The organism is Roseateles albus (assembly GCF_028595345.1).
In the GTDB taxonomy this organism is placed as follows: domain Bacteria; phylum Pseudomonadota; class Gammaproteobacteria; order Burkholderiales; family Burkholderiaceae_C; genus Paucibacter_A; species Paucibacter_A albus.
In genome coordinates this window covers 46,116-64,914 of record NZ_JAQQXT010000016.1, presented here as the reverse complement: position 1 = coordinate 64,914, position 18,799 = coordinate 46,116, and the positions used below count along the sequence as shown (strand labels likewise).

Sequence of the window (18,799 nt, the reverse complement as noted above, 5' to 3'; positions counted from 1 at the left end):
GCTTCTTCTCCCCCGGCTTGTGTCGCCGGGGGGATAGGGGCGAGACAAACCGGAGCTGAACTAGCCCTTAATGGTTTTCGTCATGGTGATGGCCTTGACAACCGCATCACCCATCTCGCGCGTGCCCACTTTTTGGGTGCCCTCGCTCCAAATGTCCACTGTGCGCAGACCTTGGGACAACACCGATCCAACAGCCGCTTCGATTCGAGCGGCTGCGGCGGGTTGATTGAGGGAGAACTTGAGCATCATGGCAGCGGAAAGGATTGTAGCCAAAGGATTGGCTATGCCCTTGCCCGCAATATCGGGCGCGCTGCCGTGGCTGGGCTCATAGAGCCCCTTGTTGTTCTTGTCCAGCGAGGCCGAGGGCAACATCCCGATCGAGCCGGTCAGCATCGCCGCTGCGTCGGACAAGATATCGCCGAACATATTGCCGGTCACCATCACGTCGAAACGCTTCGGTGCCTTGACCAGCTGCATCGCGGCGTTGTCGACATACATATGGTCGAGTTCCACATCTGGATAGTCGGCGTGCACTTCGATCATCACATCCTTCCAGAACTGGAAGGTCTCTAGGACATTGGCCTTGTCGACCGAGGTCACGCGTTTTCCCCGCTTGCGCGCTGCTTGGAACGCCACATGAGCGATGCGCTCAATCTCTGGGCGCGAATAACGCATGGTGTCAAAGGCTTCTTCGCTGCCGGGGAAATGCCCGTCCACGGCGGTGCGCCGCCCGCGCGGCTGGCCGAAATAGATGTCGCCGGTCAACTCACGGATGATCAGAATGTCCAGGCCCGCCACCAACTCCGGCTTCAGGCTTGACGCATGCGTGAGCTGCTCATAGCAAATTGCCGGGCGGAAGTTGGCAAACAGTCCCAGATGCTTGCGCAGACCCAGAATGGCCTGCTCGGGGCGCAGGGGGCGGTCCAGCTTGTCGTACTTCCAGTCTCCGACGGCGCCGAACAGAATCGCGTCGGCGTCCTTGGCCAGTTGCAGCGTCGAGTCGGGCAGCGGGTGGCCGTGAGCCTCGTAAGCGGCGCCGCCAACCGGGGCGTGCTCCATCTCGAAAGGCAGATCCAGGACATTCAAGACCTTGACCGCCTCGGCGACGATCTCAGAGCCGATGCCATCACCGGGAAGAATTGCGATTTTCATTTGCTGTGATTCCTCAGGCAATCAAACGGTTGTTCAGCCATGGCTTGCTGGCCATGCGCTCGGCTTCAAAGGCCTTGATCTTGTCGGCGTGACGCAGCGTCAGGCCGATATCGTCAAATCCACCTAACAAGCAATACTTGCGGAAGGACTGAATCTCGAAGGGCAACTCTGTCCCGTCGGCCTTGATCACCACCTGACGTTCAAGATCAATGGTCAATTGATAGCCGGGGAAGGCGTGGACTTCGTCAAACAACTGAGCCACTTGAGCTTCGGGCAACTGAATCGGCAGGATGCCGTTCTTGAAACAGTTGTTGAAGAAAATGTCGGCAAAGCTCGGCGCAATTAAGGCCCTGAAGCCATATTGTTCCAAGGCCCAGGGCGCATGCTCGCGGCTGGAGCCGCAACCAAAATTGCTGCGCGCCAACAAGACCGAGGCCCCGGCATAGCGCGGCTGATTCAGTACGAAGTCCGGGTTAGGCCGACGCGTGGCGGGGTCTTGACCGGGCTCGCCGGCGTCCAGATAGCGCCATTCGTCAAACAAGTTAGGGCCGAAGCCGCTGCGCTTGATCGACTTCAGGAATTGCTTGGGGATGATCGCGTCGGTGTCGACGTTGTCGCGATCCATCGGCGCGACCAGCCCCTTGAGGAGGGTGAATTTCTGCATAGTGAACCTCTTAAGGTCTAAATGACTACTACTTCTTCTTGGCGGTGTCTTCGATCTTCTCGCCGGCCTTTTGCAGGTCGCGGCCGATGCCACCAATGGTGTTGCAGCCGGCTAAAAATGCAAAGCCGAGGAGAAGAACTGCGAGCTTTTTCATATCAAGACTCCTGCTTATGAAATCAAACGCCGCACATCAACAAAATGGCCTTGCATCGCCGCCGCTGCGGCCATCGCCGGGCTGACCAGATGGGTACGGCCTCCGGCGCCCTGGCGCCCTTCGAAATTGCGATTGCTGGTCGAAGCGCAGCGCTCGCCCGGCTCCAGCCGGTCGGCATTCATCGCCAGGCACATTGAGCAACCCGGCTCGCGCCACTCGAAACCGGCCGCCTTGAAGATCACATCCAGCCCTTCGGCTTCGGCCTGCGCCTTGACCAGGCCCGAGCCCGGCACCACCAGCGCCAAGCGCACATTGCTGGCCAACTTGCCTCCAATGCGGCGCACCACCGCAGCAGCCTCACGCATGTCCTCGATGCGGCTATTGGTGCAGGAGCCGATGAAGACCTTGTCGATGTGGATGTCGCTGATGGCCTTGTTCGGCTCGAGATTCATGTATTGCAGCGCCCGCTCGATCGCGCCGCGCTTGACGGCATCCTTCTCCTTGTCGGGGTCGGGCACGCGCTCGTCCACACCCAAGACCATCTCGGGCGAAGTGCCCCAGGTGACTTGCGGGCGAATTTGCGCCGCGTCCAGATCCACCACCAGGTCGAACTTGGCGCCAGCGTCCGAATGCAGACCGCGCCAGTAGCTAACGGCCTGTTCCCACTCCACGCCGGTCGGCGAGAAAGGCCGGCCCTTGCAGTACTTGATGGTGGTGTCATCCACCGCGATCAGGCCGGCGCGTGCGCCCGCCTCGATCGCCATATTGCAGACCGTCATGCGCCCTTCCATGCTCAAGGCACGGATGGCGGCGCCGCCAAACTCGATCGTGTAGCCGGTGCCGCCTGCCGTGCCGATCTTGCCGATGATGGCCAAGACGATGTCCTTGGCGCCGCAGCCGCGCGGCAGCACGCCTTCAACCCGCACCAGCAGATTCTTGGCCTTGCGTGCCAGCAGCGTCTGAGTAGCCAACACATGCTCGACCTCGGAGGTGCCGATGCCATGCGCCAGCGCGCCAAACGCGCCATGGGTGGACGTGTGGCTGTCGCCGCAAACAACGGTCATGCCGGGCAGCGTGGCGCCCTGCTCCGGGCCGATCACGTGGACGATGCCTTGGCGCTTGTCGTTCATCTTGAACTGCGTCACTTGGTGGCGATCGCAGTTCAGATCCAGCGTGTCCACTTGCAGCTTGGAGACCGGGTCGGCAATGCCTTCGCTGCGGTCGGTCGTCGGCACATTGTGGTCACTGACCGCCAAGTTTGCGGACAAACGCCAGACCTTGCGGTGAGCAAGATCCAGGCCCTCAAAAGCCTGCGGGCTTGTCACCTCATGCAACAAATGGCGGTCGATATAGAGGGTGGCGGTGCCGTCCTCCTCGGTGTGGACGACATGCTCGTCCCAGAGCTTGTCATACAGAGTGCGTGCAGTCATGGACGGTTTCCTTTTCTTTCTTTCAGTTCTCGATTTTCTGCGGGCACAGCGCATCAACAAAATGCTGCACCACGGCGGGCAGCCGTTCTTGGGCGGCCACGCCCAAGCAATATTCACGTTCGGCCCAGGGCTCATCCAGCGTCAGCAGACTGACCTCAAAGACGCGCGAAAAGCGCTCCGCCGGCACGGCCGGCAAGACCGCCACGCCCAGGCCGGCTTCGACCAACTGGGCGATCGCGTCGAAGCCGCGCACGGCCAGGCGCGCATTGAGCGTGCGGCCCAGCAGCAACGCTTGCTCGCGCATCAACTGTTGCGCCGACGCGCCGGCATGCAAGCCGACCAGGTCGAAATCCAGCAGATCTTTGAAACTGACCGAGGCGCGGCCGGCCAAGGCGTGCCGCTTCGGGATCAACACGCCCAAGCGGCTGCTGCGGTAGGGCCAGGTCTGCAGGCGGTTGTCCAGCAAGGGGCTGGTGAAGACGCCGACATCGGCGCGCCCCTCGGCCACCGCCGCTTGCACCTCGGCGCTGGTCAAATCCTCCAGGCTGATACGAATCTGCGAGTGTGCCTGGCTGAACGCAGCCAGATCGGGCGGCAGACATTCGGCAATCGCACCGCTATTGGCTGCGATGCGCAAATGGCCCTTGATGCCGCGCGCAAACTCCACCACCTCGCTCTCCAGCGCGTGCAGCGAGGCGTGCAGCGAGCGGATGTGGCGCACCAGCGCCCGGCAGGCTTCGGTCGGCTCGACGCCGCGTGAGCGTCGCTCGAACAGTTGCACGCCAAGCCTGGCCTCAAGATCCGACACCCGCTTGCTCGCCGCCGCCAACGCCAAGTTCTCCTGCTGTGCACCACGCGTGATCGAGCGCGTTTGCTCAATCGCGAGCACAAGGTTGAGGGAGATGAGGTCAAGCCGCATGGCTCGACTTTAACCCTTCGCAATCAAACCCAATTGACTTGAATTTTCAATTCAGTCTTCGCAATACACGAAATCACGCGTTAATGAAGCTGTTCGACGAGACTTGACTTAGACCAAAACCTCAATACTGGCCGGATGCCCCAAAAAGCCCTCGGGGCTAGCACTGCGGCCATAAGCGCCGGACTGAAACACCACCACCAAATCGCCGATTTCGGCCGCCGGCAAATCCATCCGGTCGGCCAATAAATCCAAGGGCGTGCACAGCGGCCCGACCACCGACACCAGGCCGCGCTCGAGGCTGCCGGCCTTGTTGCCTATCGTCACGGGGTAGTTTTTGCGAATCACCTGGCCGAAGTTGCCAGAGGCCGCCAAGTGGTGATTCAAACCACCGTCGGTGACCAGATAGACCTGACCGCGAGAAGTTTTCCGGTCGACGATGCGCGTGACGTAAATGCCCGCCTCGCCGACCAAGTAACGCCCTAGCTCAATGACCAGCGAGGCCTCGGGCAGCTCAGTCGCGGCGCGTGCCACCAAGGCCTGCAGATTAGCCGAGATCGGCGCCAGATCCAGCGGCTGCTCGCCAGGGAAATAAGGAATACCGAAGCCGCCACCCAGATTCAAGAACTTGACCGGCGACGGCGCCAGCGCCGCCAAACGCAGAGCCAACTCATAGGACTTCTGCTGCGCCTCGCAAATCGATTCGGGCCGAAGATTTTGGGAGCCCGCGAACAAATGGAAGCCTTCAAAGGCCAGGCCAAGGCGACCCACTTCGGCCAGCAATTCGGGCATTTGCTCGGTATCGATGCCGAACTGCTTGGGGCCGCCGCCCATCTTCATGCCCGAGCCCTTCAGCTCAAAGTCCGGGTTGACGCGGATCGCCACGCGTGCGGGTAGCCCTAAGCGCGCCGAAGCCTCGGCCAAGACCGGCAACTCACGGCTTGATTCCACATTGATCAGAACGCCCGCTGCGACCGACTGGCGCAACTCGACATCCCGCTTTCCGGGGCCGGCAAAACTGATCTCGGCCGGGTCGGCGCCGGCGTCCAAGGCCACCTTCAGCTCACCGGCCGAGGCCACATCGATACCGTCGAGCAAGCCCGCCATCAAACCGACCACCGCCGGCATCGGGTTGGCCTTCATCGCAAAATGCAGCTTCACCTGCGCCGGCAATGCCTTGCGCAACTGCGCCACACGGGCCCGCAATAGCTCGCGGTCATAGGCGAAGAACGGCGTTTGGCCGACCCGCTCGGCCAGCACGGACAACTTCTGGCCGCCCACCAATAGTTCGCCGCTTGCTTCAACTTGAAACTGCGACATCGGCGCGTGGATCGGAGCGCGCTTCACTGCAACTGCATCAGACATGGCTTCGGGTATCTCTCAAGTACTCAGGCGAGGTGGCGCTCTACCCAATCGGCAGACAGCAGCTTGCGATCGATCTTGCCATTAGGGTTGCGCGGCAATGGTCCGGCCTGCACCTCAATGCCGGCCGGCACCATATAGGCCGGCATATGCTGGCGGCATGCCGCTTGAAGGGCCGCCAGGTCCAGCTCGGCTACACCACTGGGTGGTGTGACGATCACCTGAATCACTTGGCCCAAGGTCGGGTGATCAACGCCAAAGGCGACGCATTCACCGACCAGCTTGCTGGCATAAAGAACCTCTTCCACTTCCGTTGGGCTAACGCGGTAGCCTGAGGTCTTCATCATCTCGTCGCGCCGACCAATGAAGTACAGATAACCTTCGGCGTCCCGTCGCACCGTATCGCCGGAGAACACCGCGTACTCTGGCAATGGCAACCCGGCCTGCCGACCCGGAGCACCGGCCGGTAGCAGCTTGTAGCGCTCGGCCGTCTTTTCAGCATCGTTCCAGTAGCCCATGGCGACCAAGGCGCCCCTATGGACCAGTTCGCCCGGCTCTTCGGCGTCACAGAGACTGCCGTCTTCGCGCAGCACCAGGATCTCGGCATTGGGGACAGCCTTGCCGATTGAATCGGGCCGGCGATCGACTTCCTCGGGCGGCAAATAGGTCGAGCGAAAGGCCTCGGTCAGCCCGTACATCAGAAAGGGCTTAGCCGCCGGCACACGAGCGCGCAGCTGATCCAGCGTTTCTCGCGGCATACGCCCGCCGGTATTGGCAAAGTAGCGCAGGTTTTCATTGATGGCGGCGGGCCACTCCAATTGCGCCAGCTGGATATAAAGCGGCGGCACGGCGGTCAGACCGGTGACCTTTTCGCGCTCCATCGCCTTCAACACATCACGCGGCATCAGATAGTTCAGCAGTACAACCCGCGCGCCACTGTGAAAGGCAGTGGTCAATTGGCTGAAGCCGGCGTCAAAGGACAAGGGCAAGGCGGCCAGCAAGGTGTCTGAGGGCCTGTTGTCCAGATAGGAAGCAACACTCTTTGCGCCGGCCACCATATTGCGATGTGACAATACCACGCCCTTAGGTCGTCCCGTAGAGCCCGAGGTGTAAAGAATGGCGGCCATATCGGTGTCGATGACACGGTGGCCGGCTCGCGCAGGCGCCGCCAGCATGTCGGGCCAGACATGCTGGCTATGGCCCGGCCCTGCTTGGGGCTGTTGTGCACTATCGGTCAAGACCACATGGCGCAAGGCCGGGCAGGTTTTCAAAGCCTCGCCCAACAAGGCATAGCGCTCAGGCGAGGTCAGCAGCACACGCACTGCGCAGTCCTGCAGGATGAAGCTCACCTGCTCGGCCTTCAGCAAGGGGTTCAGCGGCACAAACACCGCGCCTGCAGCCGGTGCGCCAAAACTGGCGATCACCGTCTCGAAGCGCTTTTCCAGGTAGATGGCGACTCGCTCCCCGCGCTGCACACCCAAAGCCATCAAGCCTGCGGCAAATGCAGCGGCCTCCATAGCGAGTTCCGCATATGTTTGATGCTTTTGCCCATAAACCAGCGCCGACGCATCAGCAAACCGCTCCGCAGCGCAGGACAAAAGCTCGTTCAGGCAGTTCGATTCAGTCAAGTTGTGAAATATGGTGGGGCGCCAAAAAAGTATCGCACACCGATTTGCAGTGACAAGTCGCCGGACAAGTGAGAAGGCAGGTGAGGCCCTTGCAGATGATCAAGACTGTCATGGAAGTCCGGGCGCTAGCGCAGCGGCTAAGATGCGCAACCTTTCAACAGGCCAGGACCGGCTTAAGGCCCAACCTGCCCCATTGCCCCTTGTTTCGCCTGCATACCCTTTGGGCGGGCGGGCCCCGGTTATCTGGATTTCGAACACTATGGATACGCAGCAGCAAGTATTGAGGATTTTGGACGAAGTCCTGAGCTTGGCCGGCCGTAGCGCCGGTTTTGACCGCGACACTCACTTGCTTGGCGCCATCCCTGAGCTCGACTCAATGGCCGTGGTCAGTTTGCTCATCAGCCTGGAAGAAAAGCTCGGCATCACCGTCGACGACGGCGAAATCGATGGCTCGACCTTTGCCACCGTGGGTTCACTGACGGACTTTATTGACGCCAAGCTCGCGGCTTGACCTCAAATCCTAGCACCAAAGATTTTCCTTTTATCAACAACTCTGCCCATCGGACCTGGTGGCTCAGCGCGCAGGCGCATGGCTTCAGGACTGTCAGACGCCCTCGCTTTCGCAGACCTCAGCTGAGCTTGTGGAGAAAAGGAAAAAGCCCGCAGTTGCGAGGCTGCGGGCTTTTAAGACCTGCGAGCTTTGCAGCCCGCAGGAAACTCGAATCAACGGAAATATTTGCCGGCTGATTAACGCACGACGGCGATTTGCGACTTAGCACCACCCTTGTAGGTGTACATGGTCAAAGCGCCATTCTTGATGTCGCCCTTGGGGTCAAAGGAAATCGTACCCGTCACGCCCTTGTAACCGTCGGTCTTGGCCAACACAGGCAGATACTTGGCTGGGTCGGAAGAACCAGCCTTGACCATGGCAGCTGCCATCACATTGACGGCGTCATAGACATAAGGTGCGTAGATCTGCACGTCAACCTTGTACTGTTCCTTGAACTTCGCCTTGAAGGCTTCGGCGATCTTCTGACCTTCGCCGGCCTCGACACCACCGGCTTCAGCGCAGTAGACCTGGCTGTCAGCCATCGTGCCAGCAGACAGCTTTGGCAACTCGCCCGAGCAAATGCCATCACCGCCAACGAACTTGGCATCAATGCCCAACTGCTTCATTTGACGCAACATCGGGCCGGCCACGGCGTCCATGCCGCCGAAGAAAATCACGTCAGGCTTTTTAGCCTTCAGCGAGGTCAGGATGGCGGTGAAATCCGTTGCCTTGTCGTTGGTAAATTCGCGTCCAGCGATCTTGCCGCCAGCGGCCTTCACGCCCTTTTCGAACTCGTCGGCCACGCCTTGGCCGTAAGCCGTACGGTCATCGATCACTGCGATCGACTGGCCTTTCAGCTCTTTCACTGCATATTTGCCCAAAGTGCCGCCCAGGTGCACATCGTCAGCCACCACACGGAAGGTGGTCTTGTAGCCGTTGCGAGTGAACTTGGGGTTAGTAGCCGATGGAGAGATCTGCGGAATGCCTGCATCGCTGTAGACCTTGGAAGCAGGAATCGATGTACCCGAGTTCAGGTGACCGATGACGCCCTGAACCTTGGAGTCGACCAGCTTTTGGGCGGCTGCAGTGCCTTGCTTTGGATCACCAGCGTCGTCTTCTGCCAGCAGTTCAAACTTGGCCTTCTTACCGCCAATCATCACGCCCTTGGCGTTCAGTTCAGCAATCGCCATACGGGCGCCCAACTCATTGTCCTTGCCCAGATGCGCGATAGCGCCGCTGGTTGGACCAACGTGGCCGATCTTGACGACCAGCACCTCTTGGGACATGGCAGCGCCACTCAGCAGCAGCGCCACGGCGCCCACAACAACGTTCAACTTAACTTGCATGAATTACCTCCGGATAGGAAGAAGAAGAGCTTTTTGCCGTTGAATTCTCAACTGGAAGAACATACCCCAAAAACTGCCTCAACCTATATGGGGAAACCATGGGAAACCGAAGACTTCCTGCCGGCGTTGTGGCTAGTTGTCGTCAGAGTGAAACAGCCGCTTTAAAAGAGCGTATTGACGAGGGCGTAATTCCAAGTTCACTCAGCACTTCAATCCGACTGTCTTGCCGAGCCTTGGTCAAGCAAAGGCTCCAGCCGCGACAAGAGCTCGGTGCGAAACTCTTCGATGGCCTTGTCCACCAGGGCAAGAATCGCTTGCTTGCGTTGCTCTGCATCGCTTTCGACGCAGCCCGGCATGAGCTCTGCCGGAGCCTCCAACTCTAGATCAAGCCCTTGCCCAAACCCCTGCGCGGGCAGCGCCCCCAGACTGGTCTCTTCCAACACCTCGGTCAGGGTCGGCACTTGCCGCAGCAAGGGAAGCACCGGGCTCAAGCAGGCACCTTGTGGTGGCTGATGTTCAGTCCCAGCGCTTCATAGTGTTTAAAGCGCCGCCGCCCCGCCTGAACTTGCCCCTCGTCTTGAGAGACGACCTCCAAGACGCGCTGGAACTGATCAAAGCCCTCGGCCACCTCGGCACCCAAGTTCAATAGAACTTCCCGATGAGCAAACGCCAAGGCTTGCTCATGCAATTGGATTGGCGTCGCGGCAATCAGCAACGAGTCTGCAACACCTGCAGACAAGTCCAGATGAGGCACAAATTCAGCCGGCTCAAACGCCCAAAGAGCGGCGTCCAAGCGTTTCAACAGGGCTGCAGGGCCGCACACACCGACCCGTGAGCCCGACTGCTGCGCTTTGCGCAGCAGTCGGCAAACATAGGCCAGTCGCTCAGGCACACCGGTATAAAAACTCACCTGAGTCATGGCTTGAACCGAATCAACAAATGATCGACTCTCAGCGCACTTGCGACAGCACAAAGTGCGTCAACAAACCAACCGGCCGGCCGGTGCCGCCTTTGGCCGCGCCGCCCTTCCAGGCGGTGCCGGCGATGTCCAAATGACCCCAGCGGTACTTGCTCGCAAAACGCTGCAAGAATTTGGCCGCCGTGATGGAGCCGCCGGCACGCGAGCCCACATTGGCCACATCGGCGAAGTTGCTCTTCAGGCCTTCTTCGTACTCGTCATCCAAAGGCATGCGCCAGCAAGGGTCCAAGGCGGCCTCGCCAGCCGCTGACAAGGACGCTGCCAGTTCGTCATCGCTTGCATACATGCCGCTACGCACACCGCCCAAAGCGATCACGCAAGCGCCGGTCAGCGTCGCCACATCCACCACCACCGCAGGCTTGAAGCGCTCGGCATAAGTTAAGGCATCGCAGAGCACCAAACGCCCTTCCGCATCGGTATTCAGAATCTCGATGGTCTGACCCGACATTGAGGTAACCACATCGCCCGGCTTGAGTGCCCGGCCACTGGGCATGTTTTCACAAGCAGCGATGATGGCCACCAAGTTGAGCTTGGGCTTGAGTTCGGCAACAGCGCGCAAGGCACCAATGACGCTGGCGGCGCCACCCATATCAAACTTCATCTCGTCCATTTCGGCGCCAGGCTTCAGGGAAATACCGCCCGAATCAAAGGTAATGCCCTTGCCGACCAACACCACCGGCGCCTGCGTTTTCGCCGCACCGTCGTAGCGCGCCACGATGAAACGAAGCGGCTCATCCGAGCCTTGCGCCACCGACAAGAAGGAGCCCATGCCGAGCTTCTCGACCGCTTTCTTGTCCAACACTTCGACCTTCAATCCATGAGTGCGACCCAAGGCCTTGACCTGCTCACCGAGGTAGGTCGGCGTGGCGTAATTGCCAGGGCGATTGGCGCATTCACGCGCCAACTCAATGCCGGCACCAATCGCCTGACCACGTGCCATACCGGCTTTGGCGGCCTTGGGCGCGGCCGCATCGGCCTTATTCGTCAGCAAGGTCAGCTTTGCCAGCTTGCCCGCTTCAGGTGCGCTGGGCTTGGTGTGCCGGTAGGTATAGAGCGAGTCACTGGCGGCCAAGACAAACTGCTCGGCCAGGCTTTCCGTCATGGCGTCGAAGCCAACAAAGGCAACAGCGGCATGCACGGCGCCGCGCCCTTTCAGTTGCGCCAGGCCGAGTTGCAAGGCGGCACGGGCGGCCTTCAGAGTTGGCTTGCCGGCGGCGGCAAACACCAGGCGCGGTGCCTTCACGCCTGCCGGGCGCTGCAAAGCAATCGACTTGCCGGCCTTGAGTTCAAAGTCACCCAGCTTCAGCGCATCCGCAGCGAGCGAGGCCAGGCCAGCATCCAAGTCGGTAGGCAGCGCCTCACCGGCTATCAGTACGATCAAGGCATCTGCGTTGGTGCCGGCCAATGCGTCGAAGGACGCAGTCTGTGTACGAAAGTCCATAATGTCGCCGAATAGATAAAGTGCCCGGATGTTATTCGATTCCTCAGTACGCTCAGAACTCACCCGCAGCTTCGGTGTTACCTTTGTGGTCATCCTCACCATCGTGCTGACGATGATGTTGATTCGCACCCTGGGTCAAGCCGCCGGCGGCAATGTCGCCCCGCAAGATGTGATGTTGCTGATGGCCTACGCCTCCTTGGCTCATCTGCCCACCATGCTGACCTTGTCGCTCTTCATTGCGGTGGTGGCGACCTTGGGCCGGATGTACCGGGAGTCGGAAATGACGATCTGGTTCTCCAGCGGTATCGGCCTGAGCCGCTTCGTCAAGCCGGTGCTGGGCATGAGCTTGCCGATCTTGTTGTTGGTGATTGTTCTGGAGTTGATCATCTGGCCCTGGGGCAATCAAAACAGCGCACAGCTGCGCGATCAATACCAAAAACGCAGTGACCTCTCGCGCGTGGCTCCTGGCCAATTCCAGTCCTCGCGAGACGGCAGCAGTGTGTTTTTCATCGAACGCGACGCCAAGGATGAGCGCACGGGGCGCAATGTCTTCATCTTGTCCAGCAAAGAGAAAACCGAGTCCGTCACCACCGCCGCCCGGGGGCATATCGAGTTGACCGACACCGACCGCTTTTTGGTGCTGAACCAAGGTCAACGCAATGAAGCCAATGCCGTGACGGGCGAGCGAACGCGGGCAAAGTTTGAGCAGTACCGGATTCTTGCGGACAGCCAAGTGCTGCGCAGCGCAGACCAATTGAAACCCAAGGCAACGCCCACGCTGGATCTCTTGCGTGCGCCCTCGCCGGCCAATGACGGCGAGCTGACTTGGCGGATTGGCATGTGCCTGGCTTGCTTCAATATGGTGCTGCTGGGTTTGGGCTTGGCCGCCACCAACCCTCGCCGCCCAAACAACTGGAACCTGCTGTTTGCGCTGCTGAGCTTTGTGGTCTATTTCAACCTGGTCGGCTTGAGCCAAGGCTGGGTCAGCAATGCGCGCACCAGCATGGCTGTGGCCCTGGTGTCGGTTCACGGCGGCATCTTTTTGCTGGCCCTGACGCTGCTGTGGCTGCGCGACCAAGGTAACCGCATCCATTTCACTTGGCGCAAGCCGGTCGGAGCCCGCGCATGAAGACGGTGCGCCGTTTGCTTTACCGCGACATCGTCGGCTCGGTGTTTTTTGTGTCCCTGGCCTTCTTGTCGCTGTTCTTCTTCATCGACTTTATCGACGAACTCGACAATATGCGCCGCGTCGAAGCCGGCGCCTTCAAAGCAGCCTTGTTGGCCTTGATGGACATTCCGGGGCACTTCTACCAGTTGTTCCCGATTGCCGTGTTGATAGGCAGCATTTACTCCCTGGCTGGCATGGCGCAGTCCAGCGAATTCACGATTCTGCGCACCGGCGGCTTGGGGCCAGGCCGAGCACTTGGCTTGCTGGCCTATCTGGCAGCGGCCTTTGCGGCCCTGACATTTTTGGTGGGTGATTTGGCCGTGCCCTATTTCGACTTGCAGGCAGATACCATGCGAGCTCGATTCGTCGGCGCCGCCGAACAGACCCGGCGCGGCGCCTGGCTCAAAGACCATCAACTGATTGATGGCCAAGAGCGCAGTTTCTCGATCAATGTCAGCCAAGCGGATGCATCGGGCCGCTTGCAAGGCGTGCGAATTTTCGAGTTTGATCATGCCGGTGGTCTGGTTGCACGCTTGGCCGCAAGCCATGCCATGGTGGATGCCAAAGGGTTTTGGCGCTTGTCGGACGTGACGCAAACCGAATGGGTCAGTGTCAGCGACAAGGTGAATTCCCCGGCATCTGTGGGCGACAAGGAAACGCTGCGGGTGGTGCGGGAAACCAAGTTGGCCGAGCTGAACTGGAAGAGCTCGCTGCATGCCGGCGTGATCGCTGCGGCGGTCTTGCCCGCCGCCTCTATGTCAACCTTGGAGCTCTACCGCTACACCCAACATCTGTCGGCCCAGGAGCAGTCAGCTCAAGTCCACAAGATTCAGTTTTGGCGCAAGGCCATCTATCCTTTTGCCTGCTTTGTGATGGTCGCTTTGGCGCTGCCCTTTGCCTATCTCCATGGTCGTGCCGGGGGCATCAGCCTGAAGGTTTTTGGCGGCATCATGCTGGGCATCAGTTTTGTCTTGCTCAACAACGTCGCAGGCCATGTCGGCATCTTGCAAAACTGGGTTCCCTGGCTGGTTGCGACCGGCCCAAGCTTGTTCTACCTCGCCCTCTCGCTGGCCGCCTTTGGCTGGCTGGTGCGTTACCGCTGAAAGAAACACACACGATGGACGGCTTACTCCTGTTTGCCCATGGCGCGCGCGACCCCGATTGGGCAAGGCCTTTCCATGAAGTCAGCAAACGAATTGCGCTGCGCCGGCCCCAGCTGGCCATGCGCTTGGCGTTTCTGGAATTCATGCAGCCCGAGCTGGAAACCGCCGCCCACGAGTTGGTTGCTATGGGCTGCCGGCGCATCCACATCGTGCCCATGTTTCTCGGCACCGGCGGCCATGTGCGGCGCGATATCCCGCCGCTGCTTGAGCGCTTGCGCGAAACCTGCGGACCTGCGGTCGAATGGCTGCTGCACCCGGCTTTGGGCGATCAAGAGACGGTGGTACAGGCAATGACCGAGGCCAGCCTTGCCTGGCTGGACGGACCTGCCGGCAGCCCCGACGCAAGACCATGAATCTGCATCAATTCCGCTTTGTACAGGAAGCGGCGCGGCGCAATCTCAACCTGACCGAGACCGCCAAGGCCTTGTTCACGTCCCAGCCCGGCGTTTCAAAAGCGATTCTGGAGTTGGAAGAAGAGCTGGGCATCGACATCTTCTCGCGCCACGGCAAACGCCTGCGCCGCATCACCGAACCCGGCCAGCAAGTGCTGGCCGCGATCGAGATCATCATGCGCGAGGTCGGCAATCTGAAACGCATCGGCGAGGAATTCTCCAAGCAAGACAGCGGCACGCTCTCGATCGCCACCACCCATACGCAAGCCCGCTATGTGTTGCCAGGGCCGGTGGCGCAACTGCGCCGCCAACTGCCCTTGGTGCGCATCAGCCTGCATCAGGGCACGCCCGACCAAGTCGTGCGCATGCTGCTGGACGACAGCGCCGATGTGGGCTTGGCGACCGAATCGCTCGCCCACATCGAGGAGCTGGTCAGCCTGCCCTGCTACGAGTGGCAGCATGTCTTGGTCGTCCCGACTGGCCATCCGCTGGCGCAGGTCGAGCGGCCAACGCTTGAGCAGTTGGCCAGTGAACCCATCGTGTCCTATCACCCCAGTTTCACCGGCCGCACCCGCATCGACAAAGCCTTTGCGGCGCGCAATTTGCACCCCAATTTTGTGCTCGAAGCGATCGACTCCGATGTCATCAAAACCTATGTTCGCTTAGGGATGGGCATAGGCATCGTGGCCGAGATGGCGGTGCGCGAAGACCCGCCTGGGGGCGATCTGGTCGCGCGCCCGCTGGGGCATTTGTTTGGCCAAAACGTCACCCGCATCGCCTTCAAGCGCGGCGCCTATCTGCGCAACTATGTCTACAGCTTTGCCGAACTGCTGTCCGACCGGCTGAACCGACACCTGCTGGAGCGAGCGATGAGCGGCGACACCACCGATTACAGTCTTTGAGCTGAAGCCCCCCTGCCCAGATGAGCAAGTTCACGCCCCTAGCACCGCAACTGCGCAGCCGCCTGCCTCGCGTCGGCACCACCATCTTCAGCACCATGTCGGCCCTGGCCCAAGCACATGGGGCCGTCAATCTGGGGCAAGGCTTCCCCGATTTTGATGGCGACCCCGCCTTGCTGGATGCGGTCAACGCAGCGATGCGGGCCCATCACAACCAGTATCCGCCGATGCCCGGTGTTCTCTTGCTGCGGCAGGCCGTCGCAGCCAAGGTGGCAGCAATGTATGGCCACAGCTATGGCGTCGAAGACGAAATCACCATCACGGCCGGCGCCACACAAGCGATCCTGACGGTTTTGCTGAGCATCGTTCACCCAGGGGACGAGGTCATCGTGTTGGAACCCTGCTACGACAGCTACCTGCCCAATATCGAGCTGGCCGGTGGCGTGGCGGTGCGAGTACCCTTGACGCCTGGAACCTTTCGCCCCGACTTTGAGCGCCTGGCCGCTGCCATCACGCCGCGCACGCGAGTGTTGATCATCAATACGCCGCACAACCCCAGCGCCACCGTTTGGTCGGCGCAGGAAATGCAAGCCTTGGCAGACACCTTGCGTGGCACCGAGGTGCTGGTGCTCAGCGACGAGGTCTATGAACATATGGTGTATGACGGCGCCCAGCACCTGAGCGTCGCGTCCCACCCCGAGTTGCAGGCCCGCAGCTTCATCGTCAGCAGCTTTGGCAAAACATTTCATGTCACCGGTTGGAAGATCGGTTATGTGCTGGCCCCCAAAAGCTTGATGCACGAGTTCCGCAAGGTCCATCAGTACAACGTGTTCACGGTCAATACGCCGATGCAATACGGGCTGGCAGCCTACCTGCAAGACCCGCAGCCCTATCTGCAGCTGCCAGCCTTCTACCAGCGCAAGCGCGATTTGTTTCGAGCCGGTTTAGCTGGCTCGAATCTGCGGCTGCTGCCCTGCGAAGGCAGCTACTTTCAGTCTGTGGATTACCGTGCTGTCGCACGGCTGGGTGACATGCCGGGTCAAAGTGCTTGCGAGTGGCTCATCCGGGAACTGGGCGTCGCGGCGATCCCGATGTCGGCCTTTTATTCGGAAGGCGACAGCCAGACCATCATCAGATTTTGCTTCGCCAAACGGGACGAAACCCTGCAGCAGGCCCTGGCGCTGCTGCAGCAACTCTGATCAGAACTTGCCCGAGCCAATGCTTGGCGCAGTGCTGCTAGGCACAACGGCGTTCACATCATCATCGAGCAAGATGTCCACGCCGATGTCCACGTCCCTGGCCAGGGGCGCGGCGCCGCTACTACCCCCTGATCCGCCAGCGTCCGAGCCCGTGCCGGGCTTGCCCTGCCAAACCATGGTAGCCATCAGATCAAAACCAGTTGGATGGCCGGCCTGGAAGTCGGTCTCCAGGGGCAAAAACAGATCAATTTCTTCGCCGCGCACCTCATGCTCCGAGCGGTCGCGCGCAACGCTGTAGAGCAACAAAAGATCGCGCAAAGCCGGCAAATCAAAGCTCGCCGATCGCCCGTCTCTGGACGACAGCAATTTCTGCAGCGCCACCATGCTGGCACCACTGTCGGACCAACGTGACTGCAGGCTGCTGATCACGGCGGGATAGGCTTCAAGCCCCTGCCCTAACTCCAAATTCACATCCCAGGCTGGTGGCGAAGTATTGAACTCAAGGGCGTAGCGGCCCGCGATATCGGCAAAGGCCAGCGCGTCTCCGCGCTGCTGGCAAATCTCCATCAGCTTCAGATAGGGCAATGCCGAGTGATTGGCACCGTCTGCACCCTGCCTCAGTTGGCCATGCAGCAAGTCGACAGCGGCCTCGTCCTGCCCCAAGACCAAGAAGAAATCGACCTGCTGCTCCAGGTCGATCAACTCTTCAACGCTGACCAGGTGCTGGTCTGTGGCTGCCTGAGTCTTAGCTGTGCCCTCCGCGCCCACCCCGCCGAATGCGGCGGCAATGCTGTCGGACGGATCAATAAACTGCACGCTCAGCGGCTCATGATTGGGCTCGGCGGCCATCAACTGAGAGAATCGCGCCAAGCTGGACAACTCTTTGTCGGGCAACTCGGCCGGCATGGTGTTCGGAATGGGCGCATATTCGGCGCCGACGCTATGAGGCAATGCAATCGTCTGCTCTTGCGGCGCAGCAATCGGCGGCGCAGCGGCCCCTGTTTCGGCGTTCAGTTGCTCCGCCTTGAGTGGCTGCGCTAGCTCCACGTTCTGCGCTTCGCCCGACGGCCGCGAATCACTTGAGCTTCCTGCATGAGACTCAGCGACTTCGGGCGCATGCCCCCACCAATTGCTGTCGCCACCCGTTTGATGTTGAGACTGCTTGCGCCACAGATAAGCTGTGGCAAGGCTGAGCAGCAGCGCGAGCGCCCCCAAGACCCATGTCAAAGGACTGAAGGCATTAGCGGGCGTTGGCGCCGCCCCCGGCTCGAGACCTTGCCGCATAGCGTTCAGCTTCAGCGCATCACCGCGATACTCCGATTGCAAGCCAAGCAGGCCCGACTCGACCTTCTGCAAGCGCGCCAGGGCAGCCTCTGCCGCAGAAGCAGCGGCGGCCGAATTGTTCGCGGCGGCGGAATTCGGATCAAAGGCTTCCAAACGCAGCTTCGGCTCGGTCAAGCTCGCAACCGAAGTCTTCTCTGTCTTTGCAGTTGGCGCAGCTTTTGTCGTTTGCGAGCGGCTTGCGGCGCTTGGCGGCGCCGATTCTGGCAAAGCATCGGACTGCTTAACAACAGACTTTGCGGCCGATTCAGTCGCGCTGCTCTTCGAGCCTGCCTTGCCCTGCGCCTTGCTACCCCCGGCAGGCGCAGGCTTGGCGGCAGTCAGACGCTCTTGCCCGATGGCATCCGACAAATTCGCCCCCAGCAGCTCTTTCGGTTTGGCGTCTGTGGTGGCCAATGCAGCCCGCAAGGCCGGTGACAAAACGCGCGGGCTTTCGCCGCTCGTATGCGGCTCGGGCGAAGCGCCGTCTTGCGCGCTCGGCGGGTCCATCAAGGCACTGAACTGACGCGTCAACCGGGCCGGGCATCCAAGGCTCAAGGTGACACTCAGAATCGCCTCCTCAATCGGCACCGAGCTGAGAACTCGAATCGCCCGCAAACTGGTCTCGCTTTCACCCTCCAGGCGAACGCCGACCTTGTTGGCAGGCAGCTTCGCGCCACCTGCCATGACTTCGGCCGATACGCAGTCCATGGACAAGGACTCACCGGCCCGCAAACTCAGCGGGAACGACAAGACCAAGGGTTGACCCAGCACCGAAAGAACTTGTGGACGGCCCAGCCCCAAGGCTTGCGCATTGCCAAGCTGAGCCATGAGGGCCAATGCCAAGGCGCTGAGCGAGCAAATGCGCCAAGCGGCGCCGCGTAAATGAGTGGGGGGCACTGCGTTATCTCGGTCCATGCCAGGGGCCAATGTTATTTCGGCTGACTCTAGCATGGCTGACCACGCATCAATCCGGCCATCTAGCTCGGCGTTGTATATGTGCTCGCAGGATCAGCGGCGGCAAACAAGGCCGCTT

18 protein-coding genes are annotated in these 18,799 nt (G+C 60.5%); 6 read left to right on the top strand and 12 right to left on the bottom strand.

The features are described from left to right. Positions 1-60: 60 nt before the first annotated feature. The 7 genes from leuB to PRZ03_RS20680 all read right to left on the bottom strand — a co-directional run bounded on the left by leuB (position 61) and on the right by PRZ03_RS20680 (position 7,306). Positions 61-1,152 carry a 3-isopropylmalate dehydrogenase gene (leuB, locus tag PRZ03_RS20710; RefSeq protein ID WP_273602064.1) on the bottom strand — a complete coding sequence of 364 codons (1,092 nt, stop codon included), beginning with the start codon at positions 1,150-1,152 and terminating at the stop codon, positions 61-63. A gap of 13 nt (positions 1,153-1,165) precedes the next feature. Continuing rightward, the gene (gene leuD, locus PRZ03_RS20705) at positions 1,166-1,816 is read right to left on the bottom strand and encodes a 3-isopropylmalate dehydratase small subunit (RefSeq protein WP_273602063.1); all 651 of its coding nucleotides are present in this window, start codon (positions 1,814-1,816) and stop codon (positions 1,166-1,168) included. Between the two features lie 28 nt (positions 1,817-1,844). After that, complete coding sequence (locus PRZ03_RS20700) at positions 1,845-1,970, bottom strand: entericidin A/B family lipoprotein (RefSeq protein WP_263535393.1); 126 nt, start codon at positions 1,968-1,970, stop codon at positions 1,845-1,847. A gap of 14 nt (positions 1,971-1,984) precedes the next feature. Further along, entirely contained in the window at positions 1,985-3,400 is a 1,416-nt protein-coding gene (gene leuC, locus PRZ03_RS20695; protein WP_273602062.1) for a 3-isopropylmalate dehydratase large subunit, read from the bottom strand. Between the two features lie 22 nt (positions 3,401-3,422). Then, positions 3,423-4,319 carry a LysR family transcriptional regulator gene (locus tag PRZ03_RS20690; protein ID WP_273602061.1) on the bottom strand — a complete coding sequence of 299 codons (897 nt, stop codon included), beginning with the start codon at positions 4,317-4,319 and terminating at the stop codon, positions 3,423-3,425. 108 nt (positions 4,320-4,427) lie between these two features. Next, the gene (locus PRZ03_RS20685) at positions 4,428-5,681 is read right to left on the bottom strand and encodes a pyridoxal-dependent decarboxylase, exosortase A system-associated (protein WP_273602060.1); all 1,254 of its coding nucleotides are present in this window, start codon (positions 5,679-5,681) and stop codon (positions 4,428-4,430) included. A gap of 23 nt (positions 5,682-5,704) precedes the next feature. Further along, entirely contained in the window at positions 5,705-7,306 is a 1,602-nt protein-coding gene (locus tag PRZ03_RS20680) for an acyl-CoA ligase (AMP-forming), exosortase A system-associated (RefSeq protein ID WP_273602059.1), read from the bottom strand. Positions 7,307-7,565: 259 nt separating this feature from the next. On the opposite strand from PRZ03_RS20680, the gene PRZ03_RS20675 reads away from it, so the two are divergent. Beyond that, complete coding sequence (locus PRZ03_RS20675; protein WP_263535388.1) at positions 7,566-7,817, top strand: acyl carrier protein; 252 nt, start codon at positions 7,566-7,568, stop codon at positions 7,815-7,817. A gap of 236 nt (positions 7,818-8,053) precedes the next feature. Here the strand turns inward: PRZ03_RS20675 and PRZ03_RS20670 are convergent, their stop codons facing one another. From PRZ03_RS20670 to PRZ03_RS20655, 4 genes are all read right to left on the bottom strand, one after another. Beyond that, a complete protein-coding gene (locus PRZ03_RS20670) occupies positions 8,054-9,202 on the bottom strand; it encodes a branched-chain amino acid ABC transporter substrate-binding protein (RefSeq protein WP_273602058.1) in 1,149 nt (382 codons plus the stop codon). A 209-nt stretch (positions 9,203-9,411) separates the two neighbouring features. Beyond that, on the bottom strand, positions 9,412-9,693 hold the full coding sequence (locus PRZ03_RS20665) for a hypothetical protein (protein ID WP_273602057.1): 282 nt from the start codon (positions 9,691-9,693) through the stop codon (positions 9,412-9,414). Then, positions 9,690-10,121 (bottom strand): DNA polymerase III subunit chi, encoded by a 432-nt coding sequence (locus tag PRZ03_RS20660; RefSeq protein WP_273602056.1) that lies wholly within the window; start codon positions 10,119-10,121, stop codon positions 9,690-9,692. The genes PRZ03_RS20665 and PRZ03_RS20660 overlap by 4 nt, the downstream gene beginning before the upstream one ends. Before the next feature lie 31 nt (positions 10,122-10,152). Continuing rightward, a complete protein-coding gene (locus PRZ03_RS20655) occupies positions 10,153-11,622 on the bottom strand; it encodes a leucyl aminopeptidase (protein WP_273602055.1) in 1,470 nt (489 codons plus the stop codon). 28 nt (positions 11,623-11,650) lie between these two features. Between PRZ03_RS20655 and lptF the strand changes: the two genes are divergently transcribed. Genes lptF through PRZ03_RS20630 form a run of 5 tightly spaced genes read left to right on the top strand, consistent with a single transcriptional unit; the run spans position 11,651 to position 16,443 of the window. Continuing rightward, positions 11,651-12,751, top strand: a complete 1,101-nt coding sequence (gene lptF / locus PRZ03_RS20650) for an LPS export ABC transporter permease LptF (protein ID WP_273602054.1) — start codon at positions 11,651-11,653, stop codon at positions 12,749-12,751. Then, the gene (lptG, locus tag PRZ03_RS20645; RefSeq protein WP_263535382.1) at positions 12,748-13,893 is read left to right on the top strand and encodes an LPS export ABC transporter permease LptG; all 1,146 of its coding nucleotides are present in this window, start codon (positions 12,748-12,750) and stop codon (positions 13,891-13,893) included. The genes lptF and lptG overlap by 4 nt, the downstream gene beginning before the upstream one ends. A 14-nt stretch (positions 13,894-13,907) precedes the next feature. Continuing rightward, positions 13,908-14,306, top strand: a complete 399-nt coding sequence (locus PRZ03_RS20640) for a sirohydrochlorin chelatase (RefSeq protein WP_263535381.1) — start codon at positions 13,908-13,910, stop codon at positions 14,304-14,306. Then, positions 14,303-15,247 carry a CysB family HTH-type transcriptional regulator gene (locus tag PRZ03_RS20635; RefSeq protein ID WP_273602053.1) on the top strand — a complete coding sequence of 315 codons (945 nt, stop codon included), beginning with the start codon at positions 14,303-14,305 and terminating at the stop codon, positions 15,245-15,247. Before PRZ03_RS20640 ends, PRZ03_RS20635 begins: the two co-directional genes overlap by 4 nt. Positions 15,248-15,267: 20 nt before the next feature. Then, positions 15,268-16,443 carry a pyridoxal phosphate-dependent aminotransferase gene (locus tag PRZ03_RS20630; protein WP_273602052.1) on the top strand — a complete coding sequence of 392 codons (1,176 nt, stop codon included), beginning with the start codon at positions 15,268-15,270 and terminating at the stop codon, positions 16,441-16,443. On the opposite strand, the gene PRZ03_RS20625 is transcribed toward PRZ03_RS20630, so the two are convergent. After that, the gene (locus PRZ03_RS20625; protein WP_273602051.1) at positions 16,444-18,663 is read right to left on the bottom strand and encodes a type IV pilus assembly protein FimV; all 2,220 of its coding nucleotides are present in this window, start codon (positions 18,661-18,663) and stop codon (positions 16,444-16,446) included. Positions 18,664-18,799: the final 136 nt, after the last annotated feature.

What these genes read in the sequence shown, in the direction of transcription:
- leuB (WP_273602064.1), bottom strand. Translation starts at nt 1,152, where the DNA reads ATGAAAATCGCAATTCTTCCCGGTGATGGCATCGGCTCTGAGATCGTC.
- leuD (WP_273602063.1), bottom strand. Translation starts at nt 1,816, where the DNA reads ATGCAGAAATTCACCCTCCTCAAGGGGCTGGTCGCGCCGATGGATCGC.
- PRZ03_RS20700 (WP_263535393.1), bottom strand. Translation starts at nt 1,970, where the DNA reads ATGAAAAAGCTCGCAGTTCTTCTCCTCGGCTTTGCATTTTTAGCCGGC.
- leuC (WP_273602062.1), bottom strand. Translation starts at nt 3,400, where the DNA reads ATGACTGCACGCACTCTGTATGACAAGCTCTGGGACGAGCATGTCGTC.
- PRZ03_RS20690 (WP_273602061.1), bottom strand. Translation starts at nt 4,319, where the DNA reads ATGCGGCTTGACCTCATCTCCCTCAACCTTGTGCTCGCGATTGAGCAA.
- PRZ03_RS20685 (WP_273602060.1), bottom strand. Translation starts at nt 5,681, where the DNA reads ATGTCTGATGCAGTTGCAGTGAAGCGCGCTCCGATCCACGCGCCGATG.
- PRZ03_RS20675 (WP_263535388.1), top strand. Translation starts at nt 7,566, where the DNA reads ATGGATACGCAGCAGCAAGTATTGAGGATTTTGGACGAAGTCCTGAGC.
- PRZ03_RS20670 (WP_273602058.1), bottom strand. Translation starts at nt 9,202, where the DNA reads ATGCAAGTTAAGTTGAACGTTGTTGTGGGCGCCGTGGCGCTGCTGCTG.
- PRZ03_RS20660 (WP_273602056.1), bottom strand. Translation starts at nt 10,121, where the DNA reads ATGACTCAGGTGAGTTTTTATACCGGTGTGCCTGAGCGACTGGCCTAT.
- PRZ03_RS20655 (WP_273602055.1), bottom strand. Translation starts at nt 11,622, where the DNA reads ATGGACTTTCGTACACAGACTGCGTCCTTCGACGCATTGGCCGGCACC.
- lptF (WP_273602054.1), top strand. Translation starts at nt 11,651, where the DNA reads ATGTTATTCGATTCCTCAGTACGCTCAGAACTCACCCGCAGCTTCGGT.
- lptG (WP_263535382.1), top strand. Translation starts at nt 12,748, where the DNA reads ATGAAGACGGTGCGCCGTTTGCTTTACCGCGACATCGTCGGCTCGGTG.
- PRZ03_RS20640 (WP_263535381.1), top strand. Translation starts at nt 13,908, where the DNA reads ATGGACGGCTTACTCCTGTTTGCCCATGGCGCGCGCGACCCCGATTGG.
- PRZ03_RS20635 (WP_273602053.1), top strand. Translation starts at nt 14,303, where the DNA reads ATGAATCTGCATCAATTCCGCTTTGTACAGGAAGCGGCGCGGCGCAAT.
- PRZ03_RS20630 (WP_273602052.1), top strand. Translation starts at nt 15,268, where the DNA reads ATGAGCAAGTTCACGCCCCTAGCACCGCAACTGCGCAGCCGCCTGCCT.